Raw genomic sequence first — 25,699 nt, 5'->3', positions numbered from 1 at the left:
CAGCCGCCTCCGACAAACACCTCGAACAGCATCATCGGAGCAGAGCGGTAGAGTTACACAGCACACCGAGAGTCGCCTTCAGCCGAGCCCGAAGATGCGACCACTTGACCAACCGATATGTCGCATCCTCCTCCCCCGGAATTGCCTAAATCATGCCCTGACCTGCGGAAACACTAAATCAGCAGGCGGCGACAGTGAACCTTTTTCATCCTGCGGCGACCTTGTGGTTCTGTAGGACGTGAATGGCTTTGGCCAGGCGGCTGGCGCGGTAGGGGCAGCAGCGGAGCTTGCGCAGGACGCGCCAGGTCTTGAGTTGGGCGTTGGCGCGTTCGCCCGGTCCGCGCAGGCGGGCGTGGGCGCGGTTGGCCTCCTTCTGCGACTCGGGCTTGTTCCTGCCCTTGTACGGGGTGATGACGTGATCACCGGTGTCGTCGTAGCCGTGGTAGCCCTTGTCGCCCAAGGCGATCAACCCGACCTCGCGCAGCGCGGCGAGGATGGTCCAGATCCGGGCGGCGGCGGTGTCGTGGATGCTGCCGGGCAGTTGGCCGGACACCCACAGGATCGTGCCGTCCGGCGAGGCGATGACCTGCAGGTTGACCCGTGCATGCGGTGCTTGCCCGAGTAGAAGGGCCGGTCGGCGGCGACGCGGTCGGTCGGGATGAGCGTGCCGTCGACGACCACGTAGGCCAGGCCCTGCCGCTTCGCCGACCGCAACGCCTCGCGCAGTTTCGGGGCCCGCCGCGCGAGCAGTTCGACGGTTCGTTGACATAGCGCCAGGCCGTCGTGGTCGAGACGCCGAACCCGGTACCGATCTCGGCGAAGGTCTCGCCCTTGCGCAGGTACACCAACACCAGCAGGGCCTGCTGCCCCGGGTCGAGCCTGCGCCACACCGAGCCGGACTGGCGGCGGTGGGCGCGGACCAGGCCGGAGACGAAGGTCAGGGTCCGATGTGACAACGGCAGCGCGGCACGGTAGAACAGCACGTGAAGCCTTCGGTGCAACAAGACTGATCTTGGTCGACAGCCCTCCTACCGAGGGCTTCATCCCGTTGCGGCACCGACACGCCGACGATCACCGGTTTGTGGCCCACATCCCGTGCCTGCCAACGCACCCCGACCAGGATGAAAAACGTTCAGTGTGTTGACGTGGACGGACAGAGCGGTGGCGGCGTCGGGGATCGACCGCCGCCGGGTCAGATATGTTTCGACGCTCGTGAGCAAGGCCTCGCCGATGGCACTCCCGGCCTCGACCGGTTCGACGTACCGGGCGTGAAGGTATCTTCCCAGCTCCGGCGCATTCGCGACCGCCAGCCGCAGTGCCATCCGACTGTGATCCACGATTCCGCGGTGGCCGAACCTGGTCGCGACCTCGAGCAGTTGCGTGGCTTCCGCGAATCCAGCGTGCAACCGTGACAGTCCGGTCGGGCAGGCCAGTCCGACCGTGACGTCGCCGGTCAGTTCGCCGGTGATGGGCCGGGTAAGCACAGCCGCCACATCACCGCCGTAGGTGCCGACCAGGGCCGTGTCCTGTGCACCGGCCGCGCGTTTCAGCCGGCGGCTGAGCACGAACGGATCGGTGCCGTCGGATCGTGCCCGCAGGACCCAGTAATGCTTGTTCGCAGCGAGTCCGAACCCGACCCCCGCCGCGACCATCTGATCCGTCGTCATCGTGCCCTCCAGCAAGCGGGCGAGCAGCATCGTGCTGCTGCTCCGCACGACGGGTGAGGTCAAGCTCGGCTTCCCGGTAACCGTCGAGGAACTCGTTGCTGTAGTGGTCGCCGAGCTGCCAAATCCGCTGTGTGCCGATCAGCACGGCGTCGGCAGGAGTCGCCTCAGCCTGAGCGACCCGGAGAAACTCGTCGCGCAGCAACGCGATACAACTCCGGTAGACGGTCAGGACATCCGCGCTGGGTATGCCCTGCAACGCCCGGCGCCGTCCGGTTTCTCGCTCGTCCGCCGCCACGCCGGCCGGCAGGTGGTCGTCACCGCACAAAGCGGCGATCACGCGCAAGACGTTGCGGTGTGCGGATGGCCGGATCTCCGACAGGGGAGCCACGCGGTACGAGCCGACCGCACCGGCAACCCGCAACTGCGCGGCTACCAGCTCGTCGGCCTGCTGCAACAGTTGTGTGGCCATCAGGGTGAGGTGGGTCTCGAGCGGATCGGGCACTGATTGGCCTTTCCCTTGGTGCACAGCATTCTCAGTGCGCCTGAGATCGGCATGCGATCCTTCCCGAAGCGGCACGCCCCCTGTCCAGGTGGGACTGACGCGCGCAGGCCTCCGAGTCGAACGCCGGTCCACGGCCGACACTGAGCGGAACCCGAGCCGGGCGCATCGTCCTGTTGAGAATGAGCCTTATCAGAACGGTTGGACGGTTCGCACTGACACCCATAGTGTTGCCGCAGCCCCGGCTTCCAACGATCCCATGCGCTGCACAACTCTGGTACAGCCAGCACTACCTCCATCGACGCCCGGCCGGTCGGATCCCGCGGAGACGCACGTGCGGCAAGGGCTCGGGCAGATGCGTTGAGCACCCGCCCGAGCCCTTGCCGTTATGTGGCTTCCCCAGCGCGGAAGCTGCCTGTGCTCTGCCGGGGGTCAATTCGCGCAGAGTGCGGCGTCGAAGAGCGCGGCCCGGTCCGCAGCGACGGATTTGTCCTTCACCGATCCTTGCGTCGCAGTGACCACGATGGTTGCCGCGCGACCGTCATCGGTGACCGCGTTGTCGTTCGCATAGCCCGGGATGACGCCGCCGTGGCCCCACGCGACCTTTCCACAGCTCAACGGGATGCTGAAGATGCCGAGTCCGTAGCCCTGGCCCGACTCCGGGTCCGTCGGGATGGTGGTGCGCAGCTGGGCCAGCTGGGCCGGTTCGAGAAGCTTCCCACCCAGCAGCGCACCCAGGAAGGTGTTGACATCACCGGGCGTGGAGATCAGCTGGCCGGCACCCCAGCCCCAGCTCGGGTCCATCTGCGTAAAGTCGAGCAGCTCGTCGGTCACCGGATTGCGCTGGTAGCCCTTGGGGTGCCGGCCGCGGATGTCCTGCTCGCCGACCTCGGGCGCGTAGGTGTCGCGCAGGCCGATCCGCTCGATCACCCTAGTGGTCACCAGTTCGTTGAACGGGCGACCGGTGACCCGCTGGGCGATCAGGCCGGCCAGGACGTAGTTCGTGTTGCTGTAGGACCAGCCGCTGCCGGCGGGCCTGCCATCCACCCGGGCGTTCGCCAGGTCGAGCAGTTCCCGCGGTTCGAGGTAGACGTGCTGGTACGGAAGCAAGTCGCCCATGTCCGCGAACAACGAATCGGTGTACTCGGGCAGGCCGCTGTCGTGCTGGAGCAGCTGGCGGACCGTGACCTTGTTCGCGTCCACACCCTTGGCCCGCACCAGGCCCGGCAGGTACTTCTCGATCGATGAGTCGAGCTCCACCTCGCCCTCCCCCACCAACTGCAGTACGACCACAGAGGCGAACATCTTGCTGGCGCTGCCGATTCGCACCCTGCCGTTCGCCGGTACCTTGCTACCGGTCCGCAGATCACCGACCCCGGCCGTGTAGTGGCGGGTCCGGCCGTGCTGGTCCCGGACAGCTGCCAGCGCTCCTGGGTGCCGGTCGGTACCGACGATCTTGTCCAAGCCCTGCTGAATCGCATCGCGACTAGGTTCGGCCTGGGTGATCGGGGCCGGGCCGGCGAACGCGAGACTGCCCGCCGCGACCGCAACCGCCGCCACGGTGGTCACACGGCGATACCGCGGCGAAAAAGGCCGATCTCGCTGGGAAGAGGATTTGAACAAGGCAGCCACTCCTAGATTCCGCGCGGATGTCGATCCTGCGCACATCGAACGACCTCAGTCTGTTCACCTTCATCCAGGTCGACAATCCAGCCTGCTGGACAACAGAAGTAGCGGTGCCACCCCGGTGACCGAGCTGCTCACGCCCCGGCGGAGGGGCCTTGAATGGCAGGTCGACCTGCATCCGACTCCGGCTGTGTTGATCGGATAAGATCCGGCGGGGAGGTGGCATGGCACGGGTGCGGGAACGACTGCGGTCGACGCTCGATGCCATCGCGCGCCTCCTCGGCGGCTTCGGCACGGCGTTGCTCGCACTGGCCGTCCTCGTCTGGATCGGCGTGGTCGGGCTGCTCAGCTGCGTCGGTGCCGGTGTTCTCCTGGTGCCTTCCGCCCTGCGCACGCTGCGGTCGGTCGCGAACCGGGAACGGGTCCGGCTCGACGTTCTCACCCCCGACGCGGTGCCGCAGCAGGCGCGCGCCGCGCTGCGCGACGTGGCCGTGCGACGTGAGCTGGCCTGGCTGCCGCTCCACGCCACAGCCGGTTTGGCCATCGGGTTCGTCGCGATCGCGATGCCGGCCACGATGCTGCAGAACACGACCTACCCGTTCTGGTACTACGTGCTGCCACCCTCGGACAACACTCCCACCTTCCTCTTCTGGAACATCTTCTCGAAGGTCACGGACCTCACCGGCGCGTTGGTCGTGGCGCTGTCCGGCGTGCTCTGCGCCGCCTTCCTCGTCGCGCTCGGGCCGGCGCTCGTCCGGGTACAGGAGTGGCCAGGCCGCCACCTGCTGGCGCCTCCCCCAGGCACCGACCTCTCGCTGCGGATCACCGAGCTGACCGTCACCCGTGCCGCCGCTCTCGACGCGCACGCCGCAGAGCTGCGCCGCATCGAGCGGTCACTGCACGACGGCACGCAGAACCGGCTCGTCGCGGTGAACGTGCTGCTCGGCGCCGTGCGACGAGCCGTGGACCGGGACCCCGCCGCGGCCCACGCCGCGCTGGACCGGGCACAGGACGCCGCCGAACAGGCACTCTCCGAGCTGCGTGCGGTGGCCCGCAGCATCCTGCCCCCGGTACTGGCCGACCGCGGGCTCACCGGTGCCCTGGACGGCCTCGCGAGCAGCTGCGCCGTGCCGTGCGAGATGACGGTCGACGTGCCGGGCCGGTGCGCCGCCTCCGTCGAGGCCACCGCCTACTTCGTGGTGGCCGAGGCTCTCTCCAACGTGACCAAGCACAGCGACGCCGCGAAAGCCGTGGTGCAGGTGGCCAGGCAGGGCGACCGTCTGGTGCTGCGGATCGACGACGACGGCCGGGGTGGCGCGGACGAGAGCAACGGGTCAGGCCTGTCCGGCATCCGCCGGCGAATCGAGGCCTACGACGGGCGCTTCACCCTGGACAGCCCGGCCGGCGGGCCGACGACGATGCGAGTGGAGCTGCCGTGCGGATCGTGATCGCCGAGGACGACCCGTTGCTGCGCGAGGGCTTGGCCCTGCTGCTGCGCGCCGAGTCACTCGACGTGGTAGCCACCGCGGACACGCCGGGATCGTTCCTGGCCGCGGTGGCCGAACACGAGCCGGACGTCGCCATCGTCGACGTGCGGATGCCGCCCACTCACACCGACGAAGGGATCCTGGCGGCCGTCGAAGCCCGCCGCCGCCAGCCCGGCCTCGCGGTCCTCGTGCTCTCGGCGTATGTGGAGCAGACGTTCGCCACCGAGCTGCTGGCCGGCGGCACCAGCCGGCTCGGCTACATGTTGAAGGAACGGGTGGGGCGGGTCGACGAGTTCCTGAGCGCACTGCACCGGGTGGCCGACGGCGGCACCGCAGTGGACCCCGAAGTCGTCGGCCAGCTGCTGGCCCGCAACCCGCACACCAGCGCGCTGGGCCGGCTGAGCCCCAGGGAACGCGACGTGCTCGCGCTCATGGCCCAAGGACTCGGCAACACCGCCATCGCCGAGAAACTCGTCATCACCGAAGGCGGAGTGCACAAGCACATCCGCAGCATCTTCGCGAAACTCGACCTCGCACCCGACGACCGGGCCGACCGGCGCGTCACCGCGGTCTTGCGCTACCTCGAGGGCAGCGGACCGCGGTAGCGCCGTTGTACCACCGATCGGTCGGCGCCGGTTTGTGGGCCACCGGCGTGGATCTGTGGCACAGAGGCTCCGAACACCGCCGTCAATGTCCTTTCCGGACGGACGCTTGACGACGACGACCGAAGGGCGTCCGCGCGGTGCGGACACGCCCTTCGGTCGTCGCTCAACCGGATCGGGGACGTCTGCCGTCCCCGGTGACCGTCACTCCTTGATACCGATGCCGGCGATCGGTGGGACGCGGAGCAGTCGTGCGATGGGCAGGATGGTGGTGAGCAGGGCGAGCAGCGCCGTGCCGCCGGTGATGGACACCCACCCCAGCGGGGGAACGTAAGGAACGCTCTGCCCGGTGAGAGTGCGCACCACCGATATCAGGGTGAGCGCGGCGATGGATCCGCCGATGAGCAGAGAAACACCGAGCAGGCCGGACTGTTCCGCGTGGACCATTCTTTTCACCTGCTTCCTGGTGACGCCGACCATGCGCAGTGAAGCCAGTTCACGGCCCCGGGTGAGAGCGGCCATGACCATGGTGTTGGCGGCGGCCATGGCGGCGTAACCGATCATGATGCCCATCAGCAGCTTGTTCATCCAGGCGCTGAGCGCCAGGTCGTCGGCAAGCTGGCCGGTGTGCCCGGCCGTGTTCGTCACGGTGCTGCCGGGATACCGGCCGGTGACGTCAGCCAGGGCGGTGGTGATGTCGGTGCCCGGTTCGACGCGGACGAGGATCCGCTCGTAGCCGGTGGAGGCGGTGTGGCCCGCGATGACGTCGTTGGTGACGGTGAAGTCGCCGAAGCCTATGCCCCGGCCGTAGATCGCGACGATGCGCAGGGTGACCGGTGTGCCGTCGCCGAGCCATACCTTGGCGTGGTCGCCGACTTTCCAGCCGTTCGAATCGGCTTGCAGGGCCGACACCGCCATGGTGGGCCCGCTCAGATCGGCCAGGTTTCCGCTGCGAACCTGAAGGTCCATGGTGTGCTCGACGCCGTCCGGATCGATCGCCTGCACACCGCCGCCTTGCCCGGCCCCGAGGATGATCGAGGTGTTCCGCACCCCGGTGGCGGCGACCACGCCGGGAATCTCGCGGATTTCTGCGAGGGCGGTCTCAGGCAGGCCGGCGGCGGAGCTCACGGAGTGCTGGGCAAGCATCCCGGCGCCGATCTGGGTGACGGTCTGTCGCAGCAGGTTGTCCTGCAGGAACCAGATCGAGCCACCGAGGCCGACAGTCAGCACCAGTGCGGTCAGCACGGTGGCCATGCCCTGGGCGTTGGCGCGCAGGTTCGCCGCGGCCAGGTAGCCGCTGTCACCCCACACCGCACGCAGCACCGGGCCGAGAAGCCGGGCGGCCACCCGGTTGACCCAGGGGGCGAGCAGGGCGACCGCGAGGACGAGCGCGAACAGCATGCCGAGCGCGGTGCCCAGGGCAGCGTTCCCCTTCTGCGTCGTGCTGAGCGTGGTCAGGTAAATGGCACCGGCCAGGGTGACGAACCCGGTGAACAGGCGGATCTTGCTGTTCCGAGTGGGTTCCACGGCGATCTCGCCGAGCGCCTCTGTCGGGCGGATCAGCATTGTCCGGCGCGCGGCGATCAGCGCGGCCCCCACCGCCACCGCCGTTGTCGCCCCCACCACGGCGGCCGCGGTCAGGGCCCCGCCGCTGAACGGGAACGTGTTCGGGATGAACCCGCGGTCGACCAGTTCCCCGCGCACCCATCGAGTGGCGAACCAGCCCGAGGGCACACCGATCACGACCGACAACAGACTGAGCAGCCCCACCTCGGTGAGGATCAACCGGGAGATCTGGCCTGGAGTCGCGGCGACGGCCCGGAGCAGAGCGAGGTCGCGTCGCCGGTGCCGGACCGCGAGGCCGATGGTTCCGGCCACGACGAACATCACCAGCAGCCCCACGAATCCGCCGAAGACGATGCCGAGGTTGATCAGCGTGTCGCTGGCCGCCAGGTCCGCGGACTGTTCCAGCACCCCTCGCTCGGCGCCGGCGTGGGCCTTGACACCGGCCTCGGTGGCCAGCTTGCGCACGTCGGCGACCAGTGCGGTGCTGGAGGCACCTGGCTCGGCGATGACGCCGACGGCGTCGACCTGGCCCTGTCGTGGGTACACGGCCGCCGCGTGCTCGTCGGTGAAGAACACCGCGGGCGACGCGTCGGAGCCCGGCCGGGGACCGGCGTTGCGCACGAGGCCACTGACCCGGTACACGCGTGCCGTCCCCTCCATCAGGACAGGGACCTCGTCGCCGGGTGCGACCGAGCCGGCCACGCGTTCGTCCAGCGCGACCTCGTTGTCTTTCTTCGGCTGGGCGCCCTTGGTCAGCTGGTAGGGGGTGAGAACCGTGCTGCTCCACCCGTGCCCGGTGGCCCCGCCGTTCTCCAGGATCGCCGTCACCGACGTGTCCGCCACGACGGTGGCCACGCCCGGTACCTGCCGGAGCCGCTCGACCATCGAGGCCGGGACGGTGCCTCCCTCAGGCAGCGGTGCGGTGGCCTCCTGGCCGTTCGTCGTGAGCGTGATGTCGCGATTGGCGACGACGACGTCCGTTGCGGCGTAACGCTGCGACGCGGCCTCGAACCGCAGGCCGGACTCCACGAGCAGTCCCATCGACATCAAGATCACCACTCCGGCCGTCAAGGCCAGCAGGGTGGCGACCGCGCTGCCCTTGCGGTGGCGCAGCATCTTCGCGGCTAGCTTCAGCATCGGTCAGCGCTCCTGCGTAAGGCGCTGACGGCGGCCCAGCAGGGCCAGTTGCTCCGCGATGCGTTCCGCACCCGGCTGCGGCATGTCGTGCACGATCCGGCCGTCGGCCAGGACCATCACACGATCCGCGTACGACGCGGCCACCGGGTCGTGCGTCACCATGATCACCGTCTGCCCCGCCTCGTCCACCACCGAACGCAACAGGCTCAGCACCTCGGCCGCGGTCTGGGTGTCCAACGCACCGGTCGGTTCGTCACAGAAGATGACCTCCGGGCGCGTTGCCAACGCCCGCGCGATCGCCACCCGCTGCTGCTGACCGCCGGACAGCTCCGACGGCCGGTGCGCCAGCCGGTCGGTCAACCCGACCCGATCGACGACCTGCCGCACCCAGGTGGCGTCGGCGCGTTTTCCCGACAGTTGCAGCGGCAACACGATGTTCTCCTGCACCGTCAACGCTCCGATGAGGTTGAACGCCTGGAAGACAAACCCGATCTTCGACCGCCGCAGCTTCGTCAGGTCCGTTTCGGACAGTTGCGACAGCTCCGTGTCGCCGACCCACACCTGGCCGCCGGTCGGCTGGTCCAGCCCTGCCGCGGTCTGCAGCAACGTGCTCTTGCCCGAACCGGACGGCCCCATCACCGCGGTGAACGTTCCCCGCTCGAACATCGCGTCGACGCCCGCAAGAGCAGTCACCGCCTGGAGTTCCGTGCCGTAGACCTTTCTCAGGCCCTGCACCCGCACCGCCGACGCGGGTCTGCCAACGCCCGCACCAGACGCCCCATCAACTTGTACATTTTGGATTGACATCACAAAAACCCGAGGTCCTATTCGTCGATTTCCCAGGCAGGACGGTAATGTCGCCCGCCCGCCGGAACGACCCAGGCAGCAGGCGGTTTCTGGTAGCGCAGGCTGTACCTTTTGCTCCGCGGCAGTCCCAGCCTGGATCCGACGACACGGACGTCATCGGCGCGACATCACAGCCGGTCCCCTCCGCGCACAACGCACCAGAGCGACGGAGTCCGCTGCTCGAGCCGGTGAGTAGCAGGTAGGTAACCCTGGGTCACCGTGGGGCTGACAACGGCACACGAGTTCGCAGAACCGAGCAAAGTCCTGCTGCGCTTCGAACTCATCGCACCAGCGCACAGAATCGAGGTGCAGCCTGCACTACCTGACGCCTGGGCGCCTGCGGTATCGGCGACGCTGACGAACACAACTAACTTCTTCGTCATGAACTTCTCGCCCACCCGCAGCCAAGCCCTGCTCGCGACGGTCCTGGTAGTCAGCGTCGCGGCCAACGTTGCCACTCAAGCCTTCGGTCTGAGCCTCTACATCAGCGCCGTTTTCGGACTGATCGCCGTCGCCAGCGGCATCACGCTGTTCTCCAACTATCGCAAGAACCGTGAGAATCCGCGGAACTGATGCGGGACAAGACACAAGGCACGTCATCCGCGCGACCGTGACGGCGGGCGGTGTCCTAAGCGTGCTGGCCGATGTCGAGGATCAGCTTGCCGCGGTCACGGCCTTCTACGAGCGCCTGAACGGCCGTGCCCGCGTTCTTCCAGTCCTCGCGCCGGGAGATGCCCGGGCTCAGGGTGCCGTCCGCGACCCGCGCGGTCAACCAGGACAGGTCCGCGGACAGTCCGGCGTGGGCGCCCAGGAAGAAGGAGGTGATGCTGCGGTTGTTCCGGCCGTCGTGACCGGAGAAGGCCAGGGCTGGGAAGTGCTCCCCTGCGCCACTCATGTGCCCGACCGACACCAGAACGCCGTTTTCGGCGAGCTTCTCGTACGCCTGCACCATGCGTTCACCACCGACCACGTCGATGACTCCGGACACTGGTTCGTCGAGGTCTCCTGGCTCGCGGACCACCTCATCTGCGCCCAGTGCCCGCAGTTGGTCACCGTTGGCCTCCGGGTCACCGGTGGAGGCCACGACGTGCGCGCCGCCGAGCCGGGACAGTTGCATGGCGTATCGGCCCACCGCACCGGTGGCGCCGGTCACGAGAACCCGGCGGCCGAGAATCGGGCCCAGCCTGTGCAGCGCGCGCAGTGCACTGGTGCCCGCCACCGGAACCGTGCTGACGGCGGCGAGATCGGCGCCGGCCGGCGCGACGCCGATCCAACCGGTCCGGACCGCGCGAAGCTCGGCCCACCCGCCAGCGAAACCGAGCGTCACCACCGGTGTGCCGACAGCCGGGCCCGAGCCGTCCGCAGCCGCCCGCACGACGACCCCGGCGGCGTCGTAGCCGGGCACGCTGCCCTCAGGAGCGGCATCCAGGTACAGGTCACCGGGGTTGACGGAGCTGGCGATCACACGGACGACAGCCTCGTCGACGGCCGGCTCCGGGTCGGGAACCGAGCCGAGCCGGAGGTTGCCGGGTGCGGAGTGGTCGAGGAGCAGGGCCTGCATGAGTGCCTCCCAGGTTGGTGATCGTTCCCTGGTAGTTTGCCACTGAGTGGCGTTTGCTTTCAAGTGGCGTATGACACCGAGGTAAGCTCGCCGAATGGCCACCGACTCCGCGCCGTCTCCCGGCCCACGGCCGACATTGCGGGAGCGCAAGAAGCAGCGCACACGCGAGGCGCTCATCGACACCGCGCTGCGCTTGTTCACACAACGTGATTTCGACAGCGTGACGCTGGACGAGCTGTGCGACCGGGTGGAGGTGTCCAAGCGAACGTTCTTCCGCACCTTCGCCAGCAAGGAAGAAGTGGCGATGGCGCCGTACGAGGACATGTGGAGAGCTTTCATCGACGAGCTGAAAACCCTGCCGGTGGCCGCGGAATGCTCGATCCTGCAGGTGCTGCAAGACGCCGTGCTCGCCGCGATGCGCACCATGAACACCGGCGACTGGGCACACCGGCTGCTGTCCTGCACACGGCTGGCCGGCAGGACTCCGGCGATCGAGGCGCACTGCCGGTACTTCTGCGGCGTCACCGTCCGCGCCGCCCTCGACGTCCTGCACCGCAGGTTCGGGCTCGACCCACACGACCTGCGTCCCCGCCTCGCGCTGGACATCCTCGTCGCCGCGTTCCACCGCGCGCTGGAGAACTGGGCAGACCGGCCACAGGACCCCACCGCTGAGCACCTCGCCACCGACACGCTCGCGGCCTTCGCCGCCGTTCCCGGCAGCCTCACCCTCACCGGCGTCCCACCGGTCAACCGGGCAGGATGACTCGCCCACCCGTCCGGCACGGGAGCCGTCCGGTCAACATCGCGGGCTCGAACGGCTGGTGTGATCGCCGTGGTTGCCCTCTCGCCGTGGCGAAGGCATTGACCAACGCCGTCAAACACAGCAGAGCCAGCCACATCACCGTGAACCCGCGTGACGAGGACGGCGCACTCCACCAGGCGAGCCACCGTGATCAGAATGGACATCCCGCTGGACCGTGAGACGTCCTCGCCGGCAGAAGTGGTGGTGCTGCCGCAGGTGGAACTTACCCGACGGCTGCGGTAGCCCCGGCCTTCCGATGGTTCTCATCACCACGGGACGGGTAGCTCAGCGCGTCGGAACCGCCCAGGGGGCACGCCGAACGCTCTGCGAAAGGCGTTGGCGAAGGCGAACTCGGACCGGTAACCGACCTGACGCGCGATGAGGGCGAGGGGATCATCGGTTTCCCGCAACAGCTGGGCGGCCCTGCCCAGCCTCCAGTTCGTCAGGTAGACCAGCGGGGGCTGCCCGACCATGGAGGTGAACCTCCGGGTGAACGCGGTTCGGGAAAGGCCGACCGCCTTACCGAGCTCCTGCACTGTCCACTTGCGACTGGGTTCCCGGTGCATGTGCTGAAGTGCCTCGGCGATCGCGGGATCAGCCAGTGCGGCCCACCAGCCGGTGCTGGTTGTGCGCTCGGACTCCTCCTGCAACCACGCGCGGAGCGTGTAGATCATCACCAGGTCGATGAGCGCGGGCACCGCCGCGTCCGCACCGGGGAGTGCGTCCACCACATCGGCGGCCAGGAGGTCGACCGCCGCGCGTAGCGCCGGGTGTCGGCCGGCCCGCGCAGGCACGTGGACGACGTCCGGCAGCGCCCGCAAGAACGGGTGCAGCGGCCGGAGCTGCAACTCGTAAGCGCCGCACACCATGTCCGCGTGCGCCACCGCCGGGTCGATCGGCACTTCCGGTCGCACATTGGCTCCCGAGGGGAGACTTGCCTCCCTCGGCAGATCGGCCAGTGGCCGATCCGGTCGCTCACTCAGCCCGTGCCGAGTGAGGTGCCCCGAGTTCTCCGGACACGTCCCCAAGTAGGCTGAGGGAAGTTCGGAAGGGATCGGTTGCGTGGCAGGGAAGTCGGGGAAGTATTCGCCGGAGTTGCGGGCCGAAGTGGTCGCGGCCGTGATCGAAGGCGGGCGTACCTATGCCGAGGTGGCCCGTGATTTCGGCCTGGTCGCCGAGACCGTCCGCAACTGGGTGGTCACGGAGAGGAAAAAGAATGCCGGCTGCAGCGACGAGGCAGCCGGGGCGATCGACCGGGCTCGTACCGCGGAGCTGGAGCGGCGTGTCCGGGAGTTGGAGCAGGAGAACGCCTTCCTGAAAAAAGCCGCGGCCTTCTTTGCGCGCGAGCAACGGTGAGCGAACGGTACGCGTTCATCGCCGCGGAGAAGGCCCACTTCACCGTGTCCATGATGTGCCGGTTGTTGCGGGTGTTCCGATCGGGCTTCTACGACTGGGCGACACGCCCGCTGTCGGCACGGGCGCTGCGCCGGGAGGAGTTGACCGAACGGATCCTGTGGGGTGTCAGAACTCTGCACTGGGATGCTGAGCTGCGACGATCGCGCACGCTGGACCTCGAGGGCATGATCGTGAAGTTGTGGCGTTACGACTGCTCTACCTCATCTTCGTCCGACTCGGTAACTGGCTGGTCCTGCTCGGCCGGCCCTCAGCGGCCAAGGACGTCGAACTGCTGGTACTGCGGCACGAGGTCGCCGTGCTGCGCCGGACCAACCCCCGCCCGCGGTGGGACTGGGCCGACCGCGCGATGCTCGCCGCGCTGGTTCGCCGACTCCCCTGGCTGTTGAGTGAGCACCGGTTGGTGACACCGGGAACCATCCTGCGCTGGCACCGGCGCCTGGTCGCGAAGAAGTGGACCTATCCCAGTCGCACCGGCCGACCACCGGTCGACGACACCATCGTGGCGCTGATCGAGCGCATGGCGCGGGAGAACACCGGCTGGGGCTACCGCCGGATCCAGGGCGAACTGCTCAAGCTCGGACACCGAGTAGCCGCGTCAACGGTTCGCCGCGTGCTCAAGCGCCTGCGGATTCCACCCGCTCCCCGGCGCGACACCGACACCTCCTGGCGACGGTTCCTGCGCGCCCAGGCATCCGGCATGTTGGCCTGCGACTTCTTCCACGTCGACTGCGCCCTCACCCTCAAACGCGTCTACATGTTCTTCGTGATGGAAGTCGCCAACCGCTACGTCCACATCCTCGGCACCACCACCAACCCCGACGGGGCATGGACCGCCCAACAAGCCCGCAACCTGGTGATGGACCTCGGCGACCGGACTGACGGCTTCCGGTTCCTCGTCCGTGACCGGGCCGGCCAGTTCACCGCCTCGTTCGACGCGGTCCTCTCCGGCACAGGCATCCAGGTTACGAAGATCCCACCACGGTGCCCGCGAGCCAACGCCCACTCCGAACGGTTCGTCGGCACCGTCCGACGCGAGCCACCGACCACCTGCTCACCCTCAACGAACACCACCTACGGACGGTGCTGGACCGCTACGCGGCCCACTACAACCACCGCCGACCACACCAAGCACTCCAACTCGCCCCACCACGACCCGACAGGCCGCCAGTAGCGCCGAACTGCACGTCGATACGTCGCCGACCAGTCCTCGGCGGCCTGATCAACGAGTACGAACCCATAGCAGCATAAACGCAGATCAGACCACGTGGCCGGCTATTGGCACCCCACACGATCAGGTGACTCCAGTGGGACGGCAAGCCGCCGAGACACGCGGTGTACACCGGCAGGCGGGGTGCGGCCCGCCGGATCGGGTCTTCCATGACGGTGCTGTGCTGTAGAACTGTCCGATGGCGCGAGCGGATAAGCCGCTGAACCCGCATCAGGTCGAGGTCCTGGGTTGGGTCGCGGACGGGTGTCCCGACGGCGTGTGGCCGGGGCAGCAGCACAAGGTCTCGGCAAGGGCGCTGCAGGCGCGCCGTCTGCTGTCGGTCAACCGGCTGGACGGTAGGTGGCACGCGACCCTGACCCCCGCCGGCCGCTACTACCTCGACCACGGCTCGTACCCGTCACCAGGCGCTCCTCTTCCCGCCCCAGTGGTGAAACCGCGAACCCGTCTCACCGCCAGCGCAACGTCCACACCGGCGTCGACGAAGAAGACCGCGGCGACCGGCAAGGCCGCGGTCACGACACCGACGCCCAGTCAGTCGGCGGCGGACGAACTCGTCGCCGCCGTCCTCGCCGCGGGCGGCACGCTCGCCGTCGACATCCGCAATGAGGGCGACGACCGCAGTTTCACCGCGAAGGCCAACGCCATCCGGCGCGGCTACCGACTCCCCGCAGGCAAGCAACTCCTCGTCCGCCACAATGGATGGAAGCACAGGATTCTGTCGATCGTCGATCTGCCGGACTGGATGGCACCGCCCGTCGCGCCGGTCCAGGTCCCCGAGCGGCTAAGGAACCCGCACCCTGCCATCGTGGCCCTCCGCGACTCCGAGCGGGCGTTACCCGTGGTCGGGCTGGCCCGTGCCCGCGCGTTGCGACTACTGCACGCGCTGGCCGCCACGGCGCAGGAACGCGGTCACAAGGTCAAGGCGGTCACCGACGACGGCTACCGGCGCCGCGACGACGTCCACCAGCTCGTCTTCCACATCCACGGCCACCAGGTGCGGTTGCGGATCACCCAACTCAACGACCGCGCCGACCACGTCCCAACCGCCAAGGAACTCGCCGACAAGCGACGTTGGCCCAACACCAGCTACATCCCCAAATACGACTACACGCCCAGCCACCGACTACGCATCGAGATCCCCGGTCGGCACGAATACTACCGCTCCGCCTGGTCCGACGGCACCGGTATCCATCTCGACGACCACCTGCCCGAAATACTCCGCGAACTCGAACACCGCGCCGACGGCGCCCACCGCGCCGAACAGGAAGAACAGGAACGCCGCCACCTGCAGGAGATTCAACGACAACAACGCCTCGCACGCGCCAAGGTCATGCTCGTCGAGAGCCATCGCGCCGACACGCTGCACAAACAGCTCGATGCCTGGACCCGCGCCCGCCAGCTCGATGTCTACCTCGACGCCATGCAGGCCCGCATCGACACCCTCGACGACCTCGACCAAGCCACGGCCGCACGCGAATGGCTGAACTGGGCCCGTGACTACGCCCACCGCACCAACCCGCTCAACCATCCCATCGCCATGCCAGCAGACCCAGAACCCACCCTCGAGGCCCTCGCTCCCTTCCTGCCCCGCGCAGACCACTACCTGCGTTGAAGCGCCTCCCACACCAGTAACGGCAGCAGGCAGGCCAGTGCGTATCACGGCCGGCTGTAATACGAATCCACGCTCGGCGATCTCCAAGACAAGTCCCGACTGGATCGAGGTCACGAACACATGGCGGATTTCGGCATCAACACCGGCATCTTCAAGGTCGACTTCACCTCGTCCGAGGTCGCCGCGATCCGTCAGAGGCTGCGCCGCGGCCCGCTGCACTCGGGACCCTGCCTGATCATCGAACGCCAGTCAGGCCTGGCACTGGACTCCACCCAGGAACCACATGAAGGCAGCAGCCCCGTCTTCTACGGCACGCACGGCCTGCCCTGGCAGCACTGGCGGATCAAACCCGCCGGACGCGGCACCTTCACCATCACCAGCGCGACAGGCGATCTGGCGCTGAGCGCACCACGCAGACCCGAGGACTGGAGTCCGGTACACCTACGGCGTCCCAACTCAAGTAACGAACAGCGCTGGCGCCTCCACCCCACTGACGACGGCTCAGCCTTCCTGATCGAAAGCGCTGTCTCACCACACGCCCTCGACGCAACCCAACAACCCGAACGACTTGCCTCACCACACCTATGGAGCACCCATTGGAAAGCCTGGCAACAGTGGATCATCTGCCGACTACCGATGAGCTGACCCCAAGCGATATAGTCACAAAGCACACCGCCAGTCGCCTTCAGTCGAGCCTGAAGAGACGACCACTTGACCAACCGATATGTTGCGGACTCCTCCCCCAGAATTGCCCAGATCTTTTTCTGACCTGCAAGAATATTGAATCCGCAGGTCCCGGCAGTGCAGTTGAGCGCACCTCAACACAGTTCACCCCCGTTCATTCATCTTGAATTCTCCCAATTTCCTCCCACCTTCCTCCCACGGCGAGCTCATGTCGACCGCGGCGAACATCGAACACTTGTGCACCCATCGAGCGACCGACCTCCACCGCCGCCGCCACGCCGTAGTGCCAGCGGCTACCGCACCAGCGAACCCGATCAACGAGGGCCGCGCTGCCGCAGGTCAGAGCCGTGACGGTCGCTTCGGCAGTCACGGACGGAACAACCTGGCACCTCGACGAGTTTTAAGATACCTTGCAACTATGTCCACGGCTGCGTCAGAGATCAACTTCAGCGATCTGTCGAACAAGCCGGCCGACTCCGTCCGCAAGCTCCAGGAGTCGCCGAGCCGGACGCTGCTCGTGCACCGCCGCGGCGACGAGGAGGACCTGGTCCTCACCACGGCCAGCCGGGCACAGGAGGTCCGCGAGGTCGTCTCGACCACCACCGCCCTCTTCGTGGCACTGATGCAGCACAGCGACAGCGTCCGAGACCTGGTAACCGACGTGATGCCCACGGCGTTCCCCTGGGTGCGGTTCCTGCCCCGCGAGGACATGCAGGCCTTCGTCGTCGAACTAGTCGACACCCTGCAAGCCGCCGACTCGCTGGGCACCCCCGCCCCGGTCACGCAACTCATCACCCAGTGGCAGCACACCGCCGAAGTCCACGCCGACCCACGCCTCCTCGCGATCCTCCGCCAGGACGGCGAAGACCTCGGTGACGTCCCCGCACCGGGAGCAGCCACCGCGTGAGTCCGAAGAAAGGCGACCCGGTCGCCCCGCCGGCCGTCGACGGCGAGTGGCGCATCCGCTACTGCACCAACGAGGCGGTCAAGGGGTGGCAGGACCTCGAAACCCGAGCATCGGGCAACCTGCGTCAAGCCTGGGAGACCATGCGCAACGACCCGGGCCAGGGGCCCGGCAAGCCGACCAACCGCCACCACCAACTCAAAGGCAGCCTCGCCCACGGCACGCACAACGGGAAACCCCTGCCCCGCTGGCAGATCGAGGTCACCGGCGGCGACCGCATCTGGTACCTGCTAGACACCGACAAGCACACCGTATGGGTCCAGTACGCAGGTGCCCATCCCAAAGCCACCGAGTAGAACTCAAACGTCGCACACGGACATCGCGCAGTTGAGCGTGAATCAAGTGACCAGCGCGTCCATAGACAGCGGCACTGCTGTAGCCGCGACAGTTGTGCCACCGACGCAACTTGACCGTCAGGGCGTAGCCATGACTCTTGAAGCCGCAGGTCAGAGCCGCCACGTCACCTTCGCACTCTGGTAGACCCGCTGGTGCGATGGCTTAACAGCCGGAGATCCCACGGACGGCGAACTGACAGCTTGTTGCGGATCTCGATCGGCCCGCCCGAAACCACGTTCGGTAGGCGGGGCCGGCCCAGCGACCCACCCCGCCCCTCATCGTTCACTCCTCCGAGACCGCCTCGGCCTCCCGCCTGAACCGCGCCAGCCGGGCTGCGACGATCCTGCCCACGGCGTTGATCACCGCAGCAACAACGCCCGCACCGGCGGAGATGATCACGACTAACAGTTCCAAAGGCATACCGGACTCCCGTCCCTGCTCAGATGGCCCCTCAAAACTTCAAGCGAAGTCGGGAACCACGCGGAGACAGTGGCGATTCGCCAGTGGAGACAGCACTCGGCAGGGAGACACCTCAACCCGCGCCAATCAGAGACCGCTGCTCCCCACCGCGACCACCGGGGGAAGCCCGCTACCCCACCAACGGGCCACCGACGGACAAGGTTCCCGGCCAGCCATCCGAGACGTCGGGAACACGACCACGACCCTGTCCCCACCCGCATCCTCGACGGTCTGATCAACGAGTACGGACACGTCACTTGACCAGCAGCGATGACTTGTCGAGCGGCACACGGTTCGTCGGCGCCGTAAGACGCGAAGCCACCGACCGACTGCTCATCATCAACGAACACCACCTGAGATCAGTGCTCGACCGGTACGCGACCCACTACAACCACCGCCGACCACACCAAGCACTGCAACTCGCGCCACCACGGTCAGACCAGCCGACCGCAGAGCCGCGCTGCACCTCGATACGCCGCCGACCAGTCCTCGGCGGCCTGATCAACGGGTACGCACCCATAGCAGCCTAACCGCAGGTCAGGCCATGTGGCCGACTTTTGGCACCCCACAGGGCGCCACCGCACACCCCACCGCATCCTGGGTCACCCAAACCGCCAGAAACCTCGCCATGGACCTCGAGGACGCGGGCAGCACCGCACGATTCCTGATCCGCGACCGGGACGGAAAGTTCCCCACCCTGTTCGACTCCGTCCTCACCGACGCGGGCCTCCAGGTCGTCTTCAGCGGAGTCCGTCTCCCGCGCATGAACACGATCATGGAGCGCTGCATCCGCAGCTGCCGACGCGAGCTCCTCGACCGCACGCTCATCTGGAACCAACAGCACCTACTCCATGCCCTGCGCGAATACGAGCACTTCTACAACACCCACCGACCCCACCAGGGCATGGCCAACGCTCGACCGCTATGACCACTGCCACAACCGACCGCCGGTCAAGCGACCGTCACCAGACTCGACATTCGCCGACGGCAACGACCGGGCGGCATCCTCAATGAGCACCACCACGCCGCCTGACCTGCACGGACGACGTTTTCGGCAAGCACAGGGTCATCGTCGGGGTTCCAGAAGTCCCCGTCGCTGGCACTGGTGCGAGCGACACGGTTGACACGAAGCTCGGACTTGTCCTTGGCATAGACCAACAAGTAGTCGTGGTCCGCACTGAAGTGCTGTGCGCTGTTATTGCGTGCATGGATCTTTTTCCAGACGACCGTGGCGATAAAGTTCCCTCGGCCGAATATCTCGTCCATGAGGACTCGGCAGTAGGGCATCTCGGCGTCGTCGAGGTGCACCCACACCGCCCCATCCGGCGCGAGTAGATCGCGGATGAGCAGGAGTCGGTCGCGCATCATCGTCAGCCACACGGAGTGTTCCAGCGCGTCGTCGTACTGGGCGAAGGCTTGCCCGGTGTTGAACGGCGGATCAATGTAGACGAGCTTGACCTTGCCCAGGTAGTGCTCGGCGTACTCGGGGACACGAGTCAGCACGTGAACTGCGTCGTAGGAGTCACCAACGATGAGAAGGTTGTCCTCGTTCGCGCGGCTGGGCTTATTGACCTCTCCCACGGTCGCGAGGTGACGGAGCAGACGCACCTCGGTAACACGGGGATCGTCGCGGTCGACCCACTCGTATCCCCCTTCAGGCGTACCCAACAGGGCTTCGTCCTTGCCTACCCACGACAGCGTCAGCCTGCCCGATCGCGCCACGGGCGCCCCTCTCGTGATCTTCTCTGTCCTGCTATCAAAGAGTAGCGACCCCCTCCGACAGTCTCGGCGACCGCCCATGGCGGCACCACCTCGTTGCCGAGCGGCGAGGTGACACACGTGCCGAATCTCGTCCCATGACGCTGAGACGGTCGGTGTGGCCGCTGACCAGCCGATCGGGCCGAGCGATGGGCTGACTGCCTATCCCGTTCGCGGTGGCCGGCAGGCTCCACATCGCGGGCGCCATGGCCTTCCCACACTTCCCGGGTCGGCACCGTGCTGCAGGTCGCCGAGAAGCTGGCCAGGCTGCGCGAGACCCTCGGGATCTCGCACTCAAGTCCCTGACCGACACCTAGTGGCGTGTGACGCGGCCTTGGTCGGGTAACGGGTCCAGGTGCGGATGGGAAGTCGGTGGCGAAGCCAGTCTTGGGTTGGGCTTGGGCGTTCCGCCAGCGGATGAATGAGGCGATGGCGGCTTAGAACCGAAGGTTGGTGGCCGCGCACGTCGTACGACGGCCACCAACCGTGAGGACAGACCGATTGAGTACCGAAAGCACACCCCAGCGGATCAGCCCCTGTCGCGGCTCACATTCCGCAATGCGACGGTCAATGCCACAAGTTGTTCAAGCGTTCCGTCAGCGGCAACTCGGTTAACTGCGTATCCGACCGCACGGTCGCTGAAGTTGTTGCGACGTACCCAATCCAGGATCACGTCGATGTCGATAATCGATGACCCGGCTGGCCGTGAGATCTCGCGCACTAGCTCATCTGCGGTCATACCAGGCCCATTGTCGTGGATAGTAATAGTCGAATCGCTCACTGACGCAGTGTTGCACGAGCTTCTCTGCTGGATGAGCATTTGCTCGACCTGCGCATGTTGCCGTTCTGCTATCGCAAGAGCTGCGCTTCGCGCACGCGCTGGTGCGTTGCCAGGCGGAAGCTCGCGTAGGACCTCACGCCGCTTTAGGAGAAGGGTCTGACCGAAGTCGGCTCTCATCCAGGCCCACTGGGCGTCCCTCGATTGGTACACCTCGGCATAAGAAACCGGAGTTAGGGTTCCGAGTCCAGCGATGGCTGGTTCGCCAGCTAGACCAACCACGTCGAGCTGGCTTCGCGGCGGGCTCCACGCGAGCAGATCCGGGTAAGCAAACCGGTCAGGTTCACCGCCTGCGGCCACATCAGCCAAGCGCAGGGCTTCTGCTGTGAGGTAATCCATATCTTGCAATGGTTTTGGGAGTTCGACCGGGTTGGCTGCGGCTGCGATCGCCGCGGCCATGGTCGCGATAGTGTCGGTGTCGGTCCCCACAGCGCGTGCTGCTGTCATCGCGCTGTGGGCCGGGTGTTTCGGACACCCTGCTGCCAGCGCGAGAGCCGCGATCACTGTTCCGGTGCCGCTTCCACGTGTCACCTCGTTGCGTAGCCCGAGTGCGTCCAGATACTTCTCATAGACGTTGTCTCGGTCGACTTGTGAGCGCGTTGCGCGTAGATCCGTCACCAACAGCTTTGCAGCCGTCAGCAGGTCGCGGCACTCGTTGGTGCTCTCTTCCCACACACTGCGGAATCGTTGGCCTGTCTCACGTTCCCAGGCGGGAAGCCACACTCCAGCCACAGCATCTTCTGCCTCGAAGCCGATGATCGCGTCATGCGCGATTTCGAGCATCTCCGACCAGGATCCTGGCACTGGAGCATGATCGTCGCGCAACGCCTCACCGAGGACTACGGCATGCAAAACAGCGCCAAGGAGGGCACGAGGGTGGCCGTGGGTTGTGATGGCATTAGCCAAGACTGCGCGGACAAAACTACTGGGCTCATCGGAGTTCCTGGCCGCCCAGACGTGTGGTTGGACACGCATGGCGGCTCCGTTGCCGCCCGCTTCGGTCCAGCCCTTGAAGAAGTTGCCGAACCAAGGATTACCGGCCTTCGTCATGTTGGCGGCGGCGGCCTTGCTAGCTCGGCCGCCACCCAAGGCGTAGGCGGGCCAGTTCGTCAACTCGACCGCGGCGAAAGCCTCCACGTCGAAGCCTTGTGCGGATATGGCTCTGCCGGTAGCGAGCCGGAGTTGTGTATCGTCAGAGTAGGTACCAGCAGGCAAGTCCGCGATGACGCCGAACCTTCCGCCCACCCGGCGTTTCCATGCCAGGGGTTCGGTGAGGTCTCGGTTGCCGATTCGGCGTCGGAGTCCCGCCTCGTCGGTGAGTTCACTGATGAATCCGAGCGCGTCGGCCCAGGCCGCCCACAACTGCGAGGAGACGACTCGATCATGGTGCTGTGACGTAGCCGAGGTCACCTGAACACCTCCGGCTTGTGCAGCACCGGGACGTCGGGCATGCCGGTGAAGATTCCCGACAGGCTAGCCACGTAGTCGGTGTGTTCTTCCTCGCGGAGATAGATGGCGCGTAGCCAGTCGAGCGAGATACGACCTGGATACAGGACCTCGGCTTGCGGGTCAGTGGGGACGTTGTTCGGTGTTGACCCCAGGCGAACCTTACGACTTCCGTACTTGCCCCATTCGACCGAAGGCTTGAACACCGCCTCGAAGCCCTCCACGCCAGGTGCACGCTCAGCGCACGGGTAGACGTTGTTCGTCGTGACAAACTGTACGTCGGGGTGCCCGAGGATCTCCACGTCAAACGCCAAGATCGTCCACCACAGGCCATCCTCCGGATGCCATCGCTCCGAGCTACCGAACATATGGCCGTTGATCTCAGTGATGGACAAGTTGATGTAGCCGGTCCACTGCGCGTCCCTTGACCGCGTGGCGCAGTTGGGTGTGTAGATGTGTTCGAGGTATTTGTCCTCATCGAGCTCATCTCGGCACAAGACAGCTGCACTTGCCGCGATGCCCAATAGCCCGTGGTTAGTGGTGAAGTGAAGGACGTCGGTGACGCCTCGAGCGCGGGCCGCGGCGACAACGTCCCCATTCTGCGATGCATGGAGAAATCCGGTCACGGGGTCACCAACGTGTAGGTATCAGGCTTGAGCAAGCTCAAGACGCGGGAGGGGTCGTTCGGCTTGAATCCGATGTGGACCGACTTGCGTGCTCGCCCGACACCCATCGCGATCAGGCGTCGAAGTCGGTCGAGGTATACATCGCCCGGCTCGTCGCCGTGCGGGGTCACCTGTTGGTTGAGCCCAGGCAGCACAACGTGATCGAATTCCAGGCCCTTCGCGGAGTGCAAGGTGCACAACGCGATCGCCTCGGAGCCCGTGGGCCAACTGCTCTTCCGAGTGAGCTGCACGTATGGAATCTTTACTCGCTCAAGCCGCTCGCGAAGGTAGTCGAACCAGCGTCCACCGAAGGGCTGCAGGAACACCACCGACTCGTTGGCGAAGTCAACGGTCTGACTCAACGAGCCCAGGATGTAGTCCATCTGCGCGCTGTAGGTACCCGCGACCACCGTCGGCAGCGGGCCATCGGTGGTGCATGACGTGAAGTCCGGAATCTGCCCATCCCCGTCGAGCGGCAGGCCTTCCACCAACGGCTGCGCGAAGGCTGCGATCTGGCGCGTGTTGCGGTAGTTGACCTTCAGCGTGGTGTTACTTGCGGACGGGATGGTGATCCCGACCTCGTTCCAGGTAAAGAACCTGGGGTAGATCCGCTGTGCAGCGTCCATGACGAACGTCATCGAGTGAGGCTCAGCCAGGTGCGTGAGAACGGAGCGGATCTGGTTGGCGGAGAAGTCTTGGGCCTCGTCGATGATCACCACGTCCCACGGAGGCATGCCGGTCACCGCACCAGCCGCAAGTGCAACATCGTTCCAGTCCATGGTGCTGGAGGACCGTTTCGCCTCCTGGTATGGGAGAACGACCTCCTCCAGCAGCCGCTGGCGCAGTGCGTGATCGACCCGAGGACTCGTGCCCCGACCCTCGCGCCGGACGGTGAGGTAGCTGTCCAGGTGGTCGCTCGGGAAACGGCCGAGCAGATAGTCGACCTCCTCAGCCCAGAAGTCCGGGTTGCCGGGAAGCTCCCTCGCGAGACGCCTGAGCATGGTTCCGACGTCTTCGAAGTCAAGGGTCTGCGGCTGAACAGGCAGCAAGCCCAAGGCCCACTTGCTGAAGGTCGTCACGGTCAACTCAAGGTGCTCGTCGCCCTGAACCTGTTGGCGGGCCAGCTCCGCGATGTAACCTTCGAGTGTGCGGTTGTAGGTCATGACCAGCACCCGGACCGGGGCTTCCAACCCGAGTCGCCGCCTGCGCGCAAGCCACTGACCACAGAGAAGCTTCAGCCGGTATAGAGCGGTGGTGGTTTTGCCGCTACCGGCGGCACCCTTGATCAAAGCAACACCAGGCTTGGTGTGGCGCAAGACAGTCAACTGCTCAGCCGTCGGTTCAACGGGTTGCAGGATGCGCATGGGGCACTCCGCAGAGATCGGGGTCCGGTGCACCGGACTCACATGCTGCCTACTCTACCCCTTGGCTTCCAGTTCTCGGAGTACGCCACGCTGGATTGGACCGAGCGCGTAGACCGGGTTGCGACGAACCTGTGCGAAGACCTGGCTGGCGCCAGCCACCTGGCCGGTGTCGTCCTCTCGTCCGGCCCTGCTGTAGCACTCGGCGCGACAAACTCAACGGCCGAAAACCAGACGACTCGCTCGACAACCGGATGCGACCTACGACGCCTCATCGGCGCACACCGTCCGAGAGACGGCGGTTGTCGCTCTGCGCGATGATGTGGCCGACCAGCGGGAGCGGTGGAGGGCCGCGTACCCCACAGAGCCTAGATGGCTCCGGCAAGACCTCTCCGCAGGGCACTCCCGCAGCTCCCTGCCTTCCTGGCTGGTTGAGGCAGTCCTGCGGTCACTCGGATGGAGAGGGAACGCTCGAGGTGGGAACGAGTCCGAGCGACCCATCCCCAGACCGCTACTCGGACGCGGATAGGTCGAACGATGACTTCATCACCAGGCTGCCAGTATAAAACCGCTGGTCAGTCCTGTTCCCTTCCCTTGGCGCTCCCGTCGGGATTCGAGCCTGCGCAGCTACTGCCAACCCCTTCGCATCCACCGGTCGACACGACCATGACCTCGGAGCGCTACGGCTCACCGGCGGAGCCTGCCCAGCCCAACCCAGTCCCGTAACCGGACCACCATCCCAAACGACCTCCGCGAGGACCGCCTGCGTTGTCACCACCAGTACGGCTCAGCGCACCAGGTGCCAGCGCTACACGATCCATGAGATCACCAGCTAAGACCGTCTGGACAGCACCGTTGCACGCGCCGACACGACCAGGAAGAACACCCGAACGGAGGACAGATTCGCTTTAGCCAACGCGACCCCATTTCGCCCCGCGCAGCCCGATCCTCCCAAAATCCTCCCAAACAGCGGGTTACCAACCAGTACAGACCACTATGGACAGTCACTTCAAGATCGAATCGAGCACACGAAAAAGCCCGCTGACCTGGACTTTCATCCAGATCGAGCGGGCTTCTTCAGACCGTCGGGACGACAGGATTTGAACCTGCGACCCCTTGACCCCCAGGGTGGATCGGAT

At 66.3% G+C, this 25,699-nt stretch carries 24 protein-coding genes and 2 pseudogenes; 14 read left to right on the top strand and 12 right to left on the bottom strand.

Annotated elements, in window-relative coordinates:
* Positions 1-205: 205 nt before the first annotated feature.
* Together Q5530_RS31645 and Q5530_RS31640 are read right to left on the bottom strand one after the other, a co-directional pair.
* Positions 206-983, bottom strand: a pseudogene (locus Q5530_RS31645) (transposase family protein).
* 57 nt (positions 984-1,040) lie between these two features.
* Positions 1,041-1,697, bottom strand: a complete 657-nt coding sequence (locus tag Q5530_RS31640; RefSeq protein ID WP_415366484.1) for a hypothetical protein — start codon at positions 1,695-1,697, stop codon at positions 1,041-1,043.
* Between the two features lies 1 nt (position 1,698).
* Here Q5530_RS31640 and Q5530_RS31635 point away from each other — a divergent pair, with 1 nt between their 5' ends.
* On the top strand, positions 1,699-2,172 hold the full coding sequence (locus tag Q5530_RS31635; RefSeq protein WP_415366483.1) for a hypothetical protein: 474 nt from the start codon (positions 1,699-1,701) through the stop codon (positions 2,170-2,172).
* 426 nt (positions 2,173-2,598) lie between these two features.
* On the opposite strand, the gene Q5530_RS31630 is transcribed toward Q5530_RS31635, so the two are convergent.
* The gene (locus Q5530_RS31630; protein ID WP_415366482.1) at positions 2,599-3,735 is read right to left on the bottom strand and encodes a serine hydrolase domain-containing protein; all 1,137 of its coding nucleotides are present in this window, start codon (positions 3,733-3,735) and stop codon (positions 2,599-2,601) included.
* Between the two features lie 281 nt (positions 3,736-4,016).
* Here Q5530_RS31630 and Q5530_RS31625 point away from each other — a divergent pair, with 281 nt between their 5' ends.
* Both Q5530_RS31625 and Q5530_RS31620 read left to right on the top strand, forming a co-directional pair.
* The gene (locus Q5530_RS31625) at positions 4,017-5,240 is read left to right on the top strand and encodes a sensor histidine kinase (protein ID WP_415366481.1); all 1,224 of its coding nucleotides are present in this window, start codon (positions 4,017-4,019) and stop codon (positions 5,238-5,240) included.
* Positions 5,228-5,884 (top strand): response regulator, encoded by a 657-nt coding sequence (locus Q5530_RS31620; RefSeq protein WP_415366480.1) that lies wholly within the window; start codon positions 5,228-5,230, stop codon positions 5,882-5,884. Before Q5530_RS31625 ends, Q5530_RS31620 begins: the two co-directional genes overlap by 13 nt.
* 201 nt (positions 5,885-6,085) lie before the next feature.
* On the opposite strand, the gene Q5530_RS31615 is transcribed toward Q5530_RS31620, so the two are convergent.
* Entirely contained in the window at positions 6,086-8,584 is a 2,499-nt protein-coding gene (locus Q5530_RS31615) for an ABC transporter permease (RefSeq protein WP_415366479.1), read from the bottom strand.
* 3 nt (positions 8,585-8,587) lie between these two features.
* Positions 8,588-9,391 (bottom strand): ABC transporter ATP-binding protein, encoded by an 804-nt coding sequence (locus tag Q5530_RS31610; protein WP_415366478.1) that lies wholly within the window; start codon positions 9,389-9,391, stop codon positions 8,588-8,590.
* 258 nt (positions 9,392-9,649) lie between these two features.
* Here Q5530_RS31610 and Q5530_RS31605 point away from each other — a divergent pair, with 258 nt between their 5' ends.
* Complete coding sequence (locus tag Q5530_RS31605; protein WP_415366477.1) at positions 9,650-10,003, top strand: hypothetical protein; 354 nt, start codon at positions 9,650-9,652, stop codon at positions 10,001-10,003.
* Between the two features lie 55 nt (positions 10,004-10,058).
* Here Q5530_RS31605 and Q5530_RS31600 read toward each other — a convergent pair whose 3' ends face one another.
* On the bottom strand, positions 10,059-10,991 hold the full coding sequence (locus Q5530_RS31600) for a zinc-binding dehydrogenase (protein WP_415366476.1): 933 nt from the start codon (positions 10,989-10,991) through the stop codon (positions 10,059-10,061).
* Positions 10,992-11,085: 94 nt separating this feature from the next.
* Between Q5530_RS31600 and Q5530_RS31595 the strand changes: the two genes are divergently transcribed.
* On the top strand, positions 11,086-11,754 hold the full coding sequence (locus Q5530_RS31595) for a TetR/AcrR family transcriptional regulator (RefSeq protein ID WP_415366475.1): 669 nt from the start codon (positions 11,086-11,088) through the stop codon (positions 11,752-11,754).
* 305 nt (positions 11,755-12,059) lie between these two features.
* Here Q5530_RS31595 and Q5530_RS31590 read toward each other — a convergent pair whose 3' ends face one another.
* Positions 12,060-12,821 (bottom strand): AraC family transcriptional regulator, encoded by a 762-nt coding sequence (locus tag Q5530_RS31590; protein WP_415366474.1) that lies wholly within the window; start codon positions 12,819-12,821, stop codon positions 12,060-12,062.
* Between the two features lie 34 nt (positions 12,822-12,855).
* Here Q5530_RS31590 and Q5530_RS31585 point away from each other — a divergent pair, with 34 nt between their 5' ends.
* The 7 genes and pseudogenes from Q5530_RS31585 (at position 12,856) to Q5530_RS31555 (ending at position 17,993) form a co-directional block, all read left to right on the top strand.
* Positions 12,856-13,149 carry a transposase gene (locus tag Q5530_RS31585; RefSeq protein WP_415366473.1) on the top strand — a complete coding sequence of 98 codons (294 nt, stop codon included), beginning with the start codon at positions 12,856-12,858 and terminating at the stop codon, positions 13,147-13,149.
* A 406-nt stretch (positions 13,150-13,555) separates the two neighbouring features.
* Positions 13,556-13,765 (top strand): annotated as a pseudogene (locus Q5530_RS31580) (transposase); the annotation flags it as partial.
* 425 nt (positions 13,766-14,190) lie between these two features.
* Positions 14,191-14,457 carry an integrase core domain-containing protein gene (locus tag Q5530_RS31575; RefSeq protein ID WP_415366472.1) on the top strand — a complete coding sequence of 89 codons (267 nt, stop codon included), beginning with the start codon at positions 14,191-14,193 and terminating at the stop codon, positions 14,455-14,457.
* Positions 14,458-14,615: 158 nt separating this feature from the next.
* Positions 14,616-16,049, top strand: a complete 1,434-nt coding sequence (locus Q5530_RS31570) for a hypothetical protein (RefSeq protein ID WP_415366471.1) — start codon at positions 14,616-14,618, stop codon at positions 16,047-16,049.
* Positions 16,050-16,169: 120 nt separating this feature from the next.
* On the top strand, positions 16,170-16,694 hold the full coding sequence (locus tag Q5530_RS31565) for an RICIN domain-containing protein (protein WP_415366470.1): 525 nt from the start codon (positions 16,170-16,172) through the stop codon (positions 16,692-16,694).
* Between the two features lie 457 nt (positions 16,695-17,151).
* Complete coding sequence (locus tag Q5530_RS31560) at positions 17,152-17,640, top strand: hypothetical protein (protein ID WP_415366469.1); 489 nt, start codon at positions 17,152-17,154, stop codon at positions 17,638-17,640.
* A complete protein-coding gene (locus Q5530_RS31555) occupies positions 17,637-17,993 on the top strand; it encodes a hypothetical protein (protein WP_415366468.1) in 357 nt (118 codons plus the stop codon). The genes Q5530_RS31560 and Q5530_RS31555 overlap by 4 nt, the downstream gene beginning before the upstream one ends.
* Positions 17,994-18,315: 322 nt before the next feature.
* Here the strand turns inward: Q5530_RS31555 and Q5530_RS31550 are convergent, their stop codons facing one another.
* On the bottom strand, positions 18,316-18,453 hold the full coding sequence (locus Q5530_RS31550; protein ID WP_415366467.1) for a hypothetical protein: 138 nt from the start codon (positions 18,451-18,453) through the stop codon (positions 18,316-18,318).
* Positions 18,454-18,476: 23 nt separating this feature from the next.
* Here Q5530_RS31550 and Q5530_RS31545 point away from each other — a divergent pair, with 23 nt between their 5' ends.
* Together Q5530_RS31545 and Q5530_RS31540 are read left to right on the top strand one after the other, a co-directional pair.
* Positions 18,477-19,022: an integrase core domain-containing protein gene (locus Q5530_RS31545; protein WP_415366466.1), complete on the top strand. Its 546-nt coding sequence runs from the start codon at positions 18,477-18,479 to the stop codon at positions 19,020-19,022.
* 98 nt (positions 19,023-19,120) lie between these two features.
* Positions 19,121-19,420, top strand: coding sequence for an integrase core domain-containing protein (locus Q5530_RS31540; protein WP_415366465.1), 300 nt, complete (start codon positions 19,121-19,123; stop codon positions 19,418-19,420).
* 23 nt (positions 19,421-19,443) lie between these two features.
* On the opposite strand, the gene Q5530_RS31535 is transcribed toward Q5530_RS31540, so the two are convergent.
* The 4 genes from Q5530_RS31535 to Q5530_RS31520 all read right to left on the bottom strand — a co-directional run bounded on the left by Q5530_RS31535 (position 19,444) and on the right by Q5530_RS31520 (position 24,563).
* Positions 19,444-20,214, bottom strand: a complete 771-nt coding sequence (locus Q5530_RS31535) for a DNA methyltransferase (RefSeq protein WP_415366464.1) — start codon at positions 20,212-20,214, stop codon at positions 19,444-19,446.
* 565 nt (positions 20,215-20,779) lie between these two features.
* Positions 20,780-22,498, bottom strand: a complete 1,719-nt coding sequence (locus Q5530_RS31530) for an ADP-ribosylglycohydrolase family protein (protein WP_415366463.1) — start codon at positions 22,496-22,498, stop codon at positions 20,780-20,782.
* Positions 22,495-23,160, bottom strand: a complete 666-nt coding sequence (locus tag Q5530_RS31525; protein WP_415366462.1) for a DarT ssDNA thymidine ADP-ribosyltransferase family protein — start codon at positions 23,158-23,160, stop codon at positions 22,495-22,497. Before Q5530_RS31525 ends, Q5530_RS31530 begins: the two co-directional genes overlap by 4 nt.
* Positions 23,157-24,563 carry a 3'-5' exonuclease gene (locus Q5530_RS31520; protein WP_415366461.1) on the bottom strand — a complete coding sequence of 469 codons (1,407 nt, stop codon included), beginning with the start codon at positions 24,561-24,563 and terminating at the stop codon, positions 23,157-23,159. Before Q5530_RS31520 ends, Q5530_RS31525 begins: the two co-directional genes overlap by 4 nt.
* Between the last annotated feature and the right edge of the window lie 1,136 nt (positions 24,564-25,699).

The organism is Saccharothrix sp. BKS2 (assembly GCF_047689505.1).
Taxonomy (GTDB): Bacteria; Actinomycetota; Actinomycetes; order Mycobacteriales; family Pseudonocardiaceae; genus Actinosynnema; species Actinosynnema lopnurensis.
This window is presented reverse-complemented; position numbering and strand designations above follow the sequence as displayed.

Excerpts from the sequence above, each read along its gene's own strand:
- Q5530_RS31595 (WP_415366475.1), top strand. The coding sequence starts at position 11,086 with ATGGCCACCGACTCCGCGCCGTCTCCCGGCCCACGGCCGACATTGCGG.
- Q5530_RS31560 (WP_415366469.1), top strand. The coding sequence starts at position 17,152 with ATGTCCACGGCTGCGTCAGAGATCAACTTCAGCGATCTGTCGAACAAG.
- Q5530_RS31545 (WP_415366466.1), top strand. The coding sequence starts at position 18,477 with ATGGCCCCTCAAAACTTCAAGCGAAGTCGGGAACCACGCGGAGACAGT.
- Q5530_RS31625 (WP_415366481.1), top strand. The coding sequence starts at position 4,017 with ATGGCACGGGTGCGGGAACGACTGCGGTCGACGCTCGATGCCATCGCG.
- Q5530_RS31570 (WP_415366471.1), top strand. The coding sequence starts at position 14,616 with ATGGCGCGAGCGGATAAGCCGCTGAACCCGCATCAGGTCGAGGTCCTG.
- Q5530_RS31640 (WP_415366484.1), bottom strand. The coding sequence starts at position 1,697 with ATGCTGCTCGCCCGCTTGCTGGAGGGCACGATGACGACGGATCAGATG.
- Q5530_RS31520 (WP_415366461.1), bottom strand. The coding sequence starts at position 24,563 with ATGCGCATCCTGCAACCCGTTGAACCGACGGCTGAGCAGTTGACTGTC.
- Q5530_RS31615 (WP_415366479.1), bottom strand. The coding sequence starts at position 8,584 with ATGCTGAAGCTAGCCGCGAAGATGCTGCGCCACCGCAAGGGCAGCGCG.
- Q5530_RS31610 (WP_415366478.1), bottom strand. The coding sequence starts at position 9,391 with ATGTCAATCCAAAATGTACAAGTTGATGGGGCGTCTGGTGCGGGCGTT.
- Q5530_RS31550 (WP_415366467.1), bottom strand. The coding sequence starts at position 18,453 with ATGCCTTTGGAACTGTTAGTCGTGATCATCTCCGCCGGTGCGGGCGTT.
- Q5530_RS31540 (WP_415366465.1), top strand. The coding sequence starts at position 19,121 with ATGGACCTCGAGGACGCGGGCAGCACCGCACGATTCCTGATCCGCGAC.
- Q5530_RS31600 (WP_415366476.1), bottom strand. The coding sequence starts at position 10,991 with ATGCAGGCCCTGCTCCTCGACCACTCCGCACCCGGCAACCTCCGGCTC.
- Q5530_RS31565 (WP_415366470.1), top strand. The coding sequence starts at position 16,170 with ATGGCGGATTTCGGCATCAACACCGGCATCTTCAAGGTCGACTTCACC.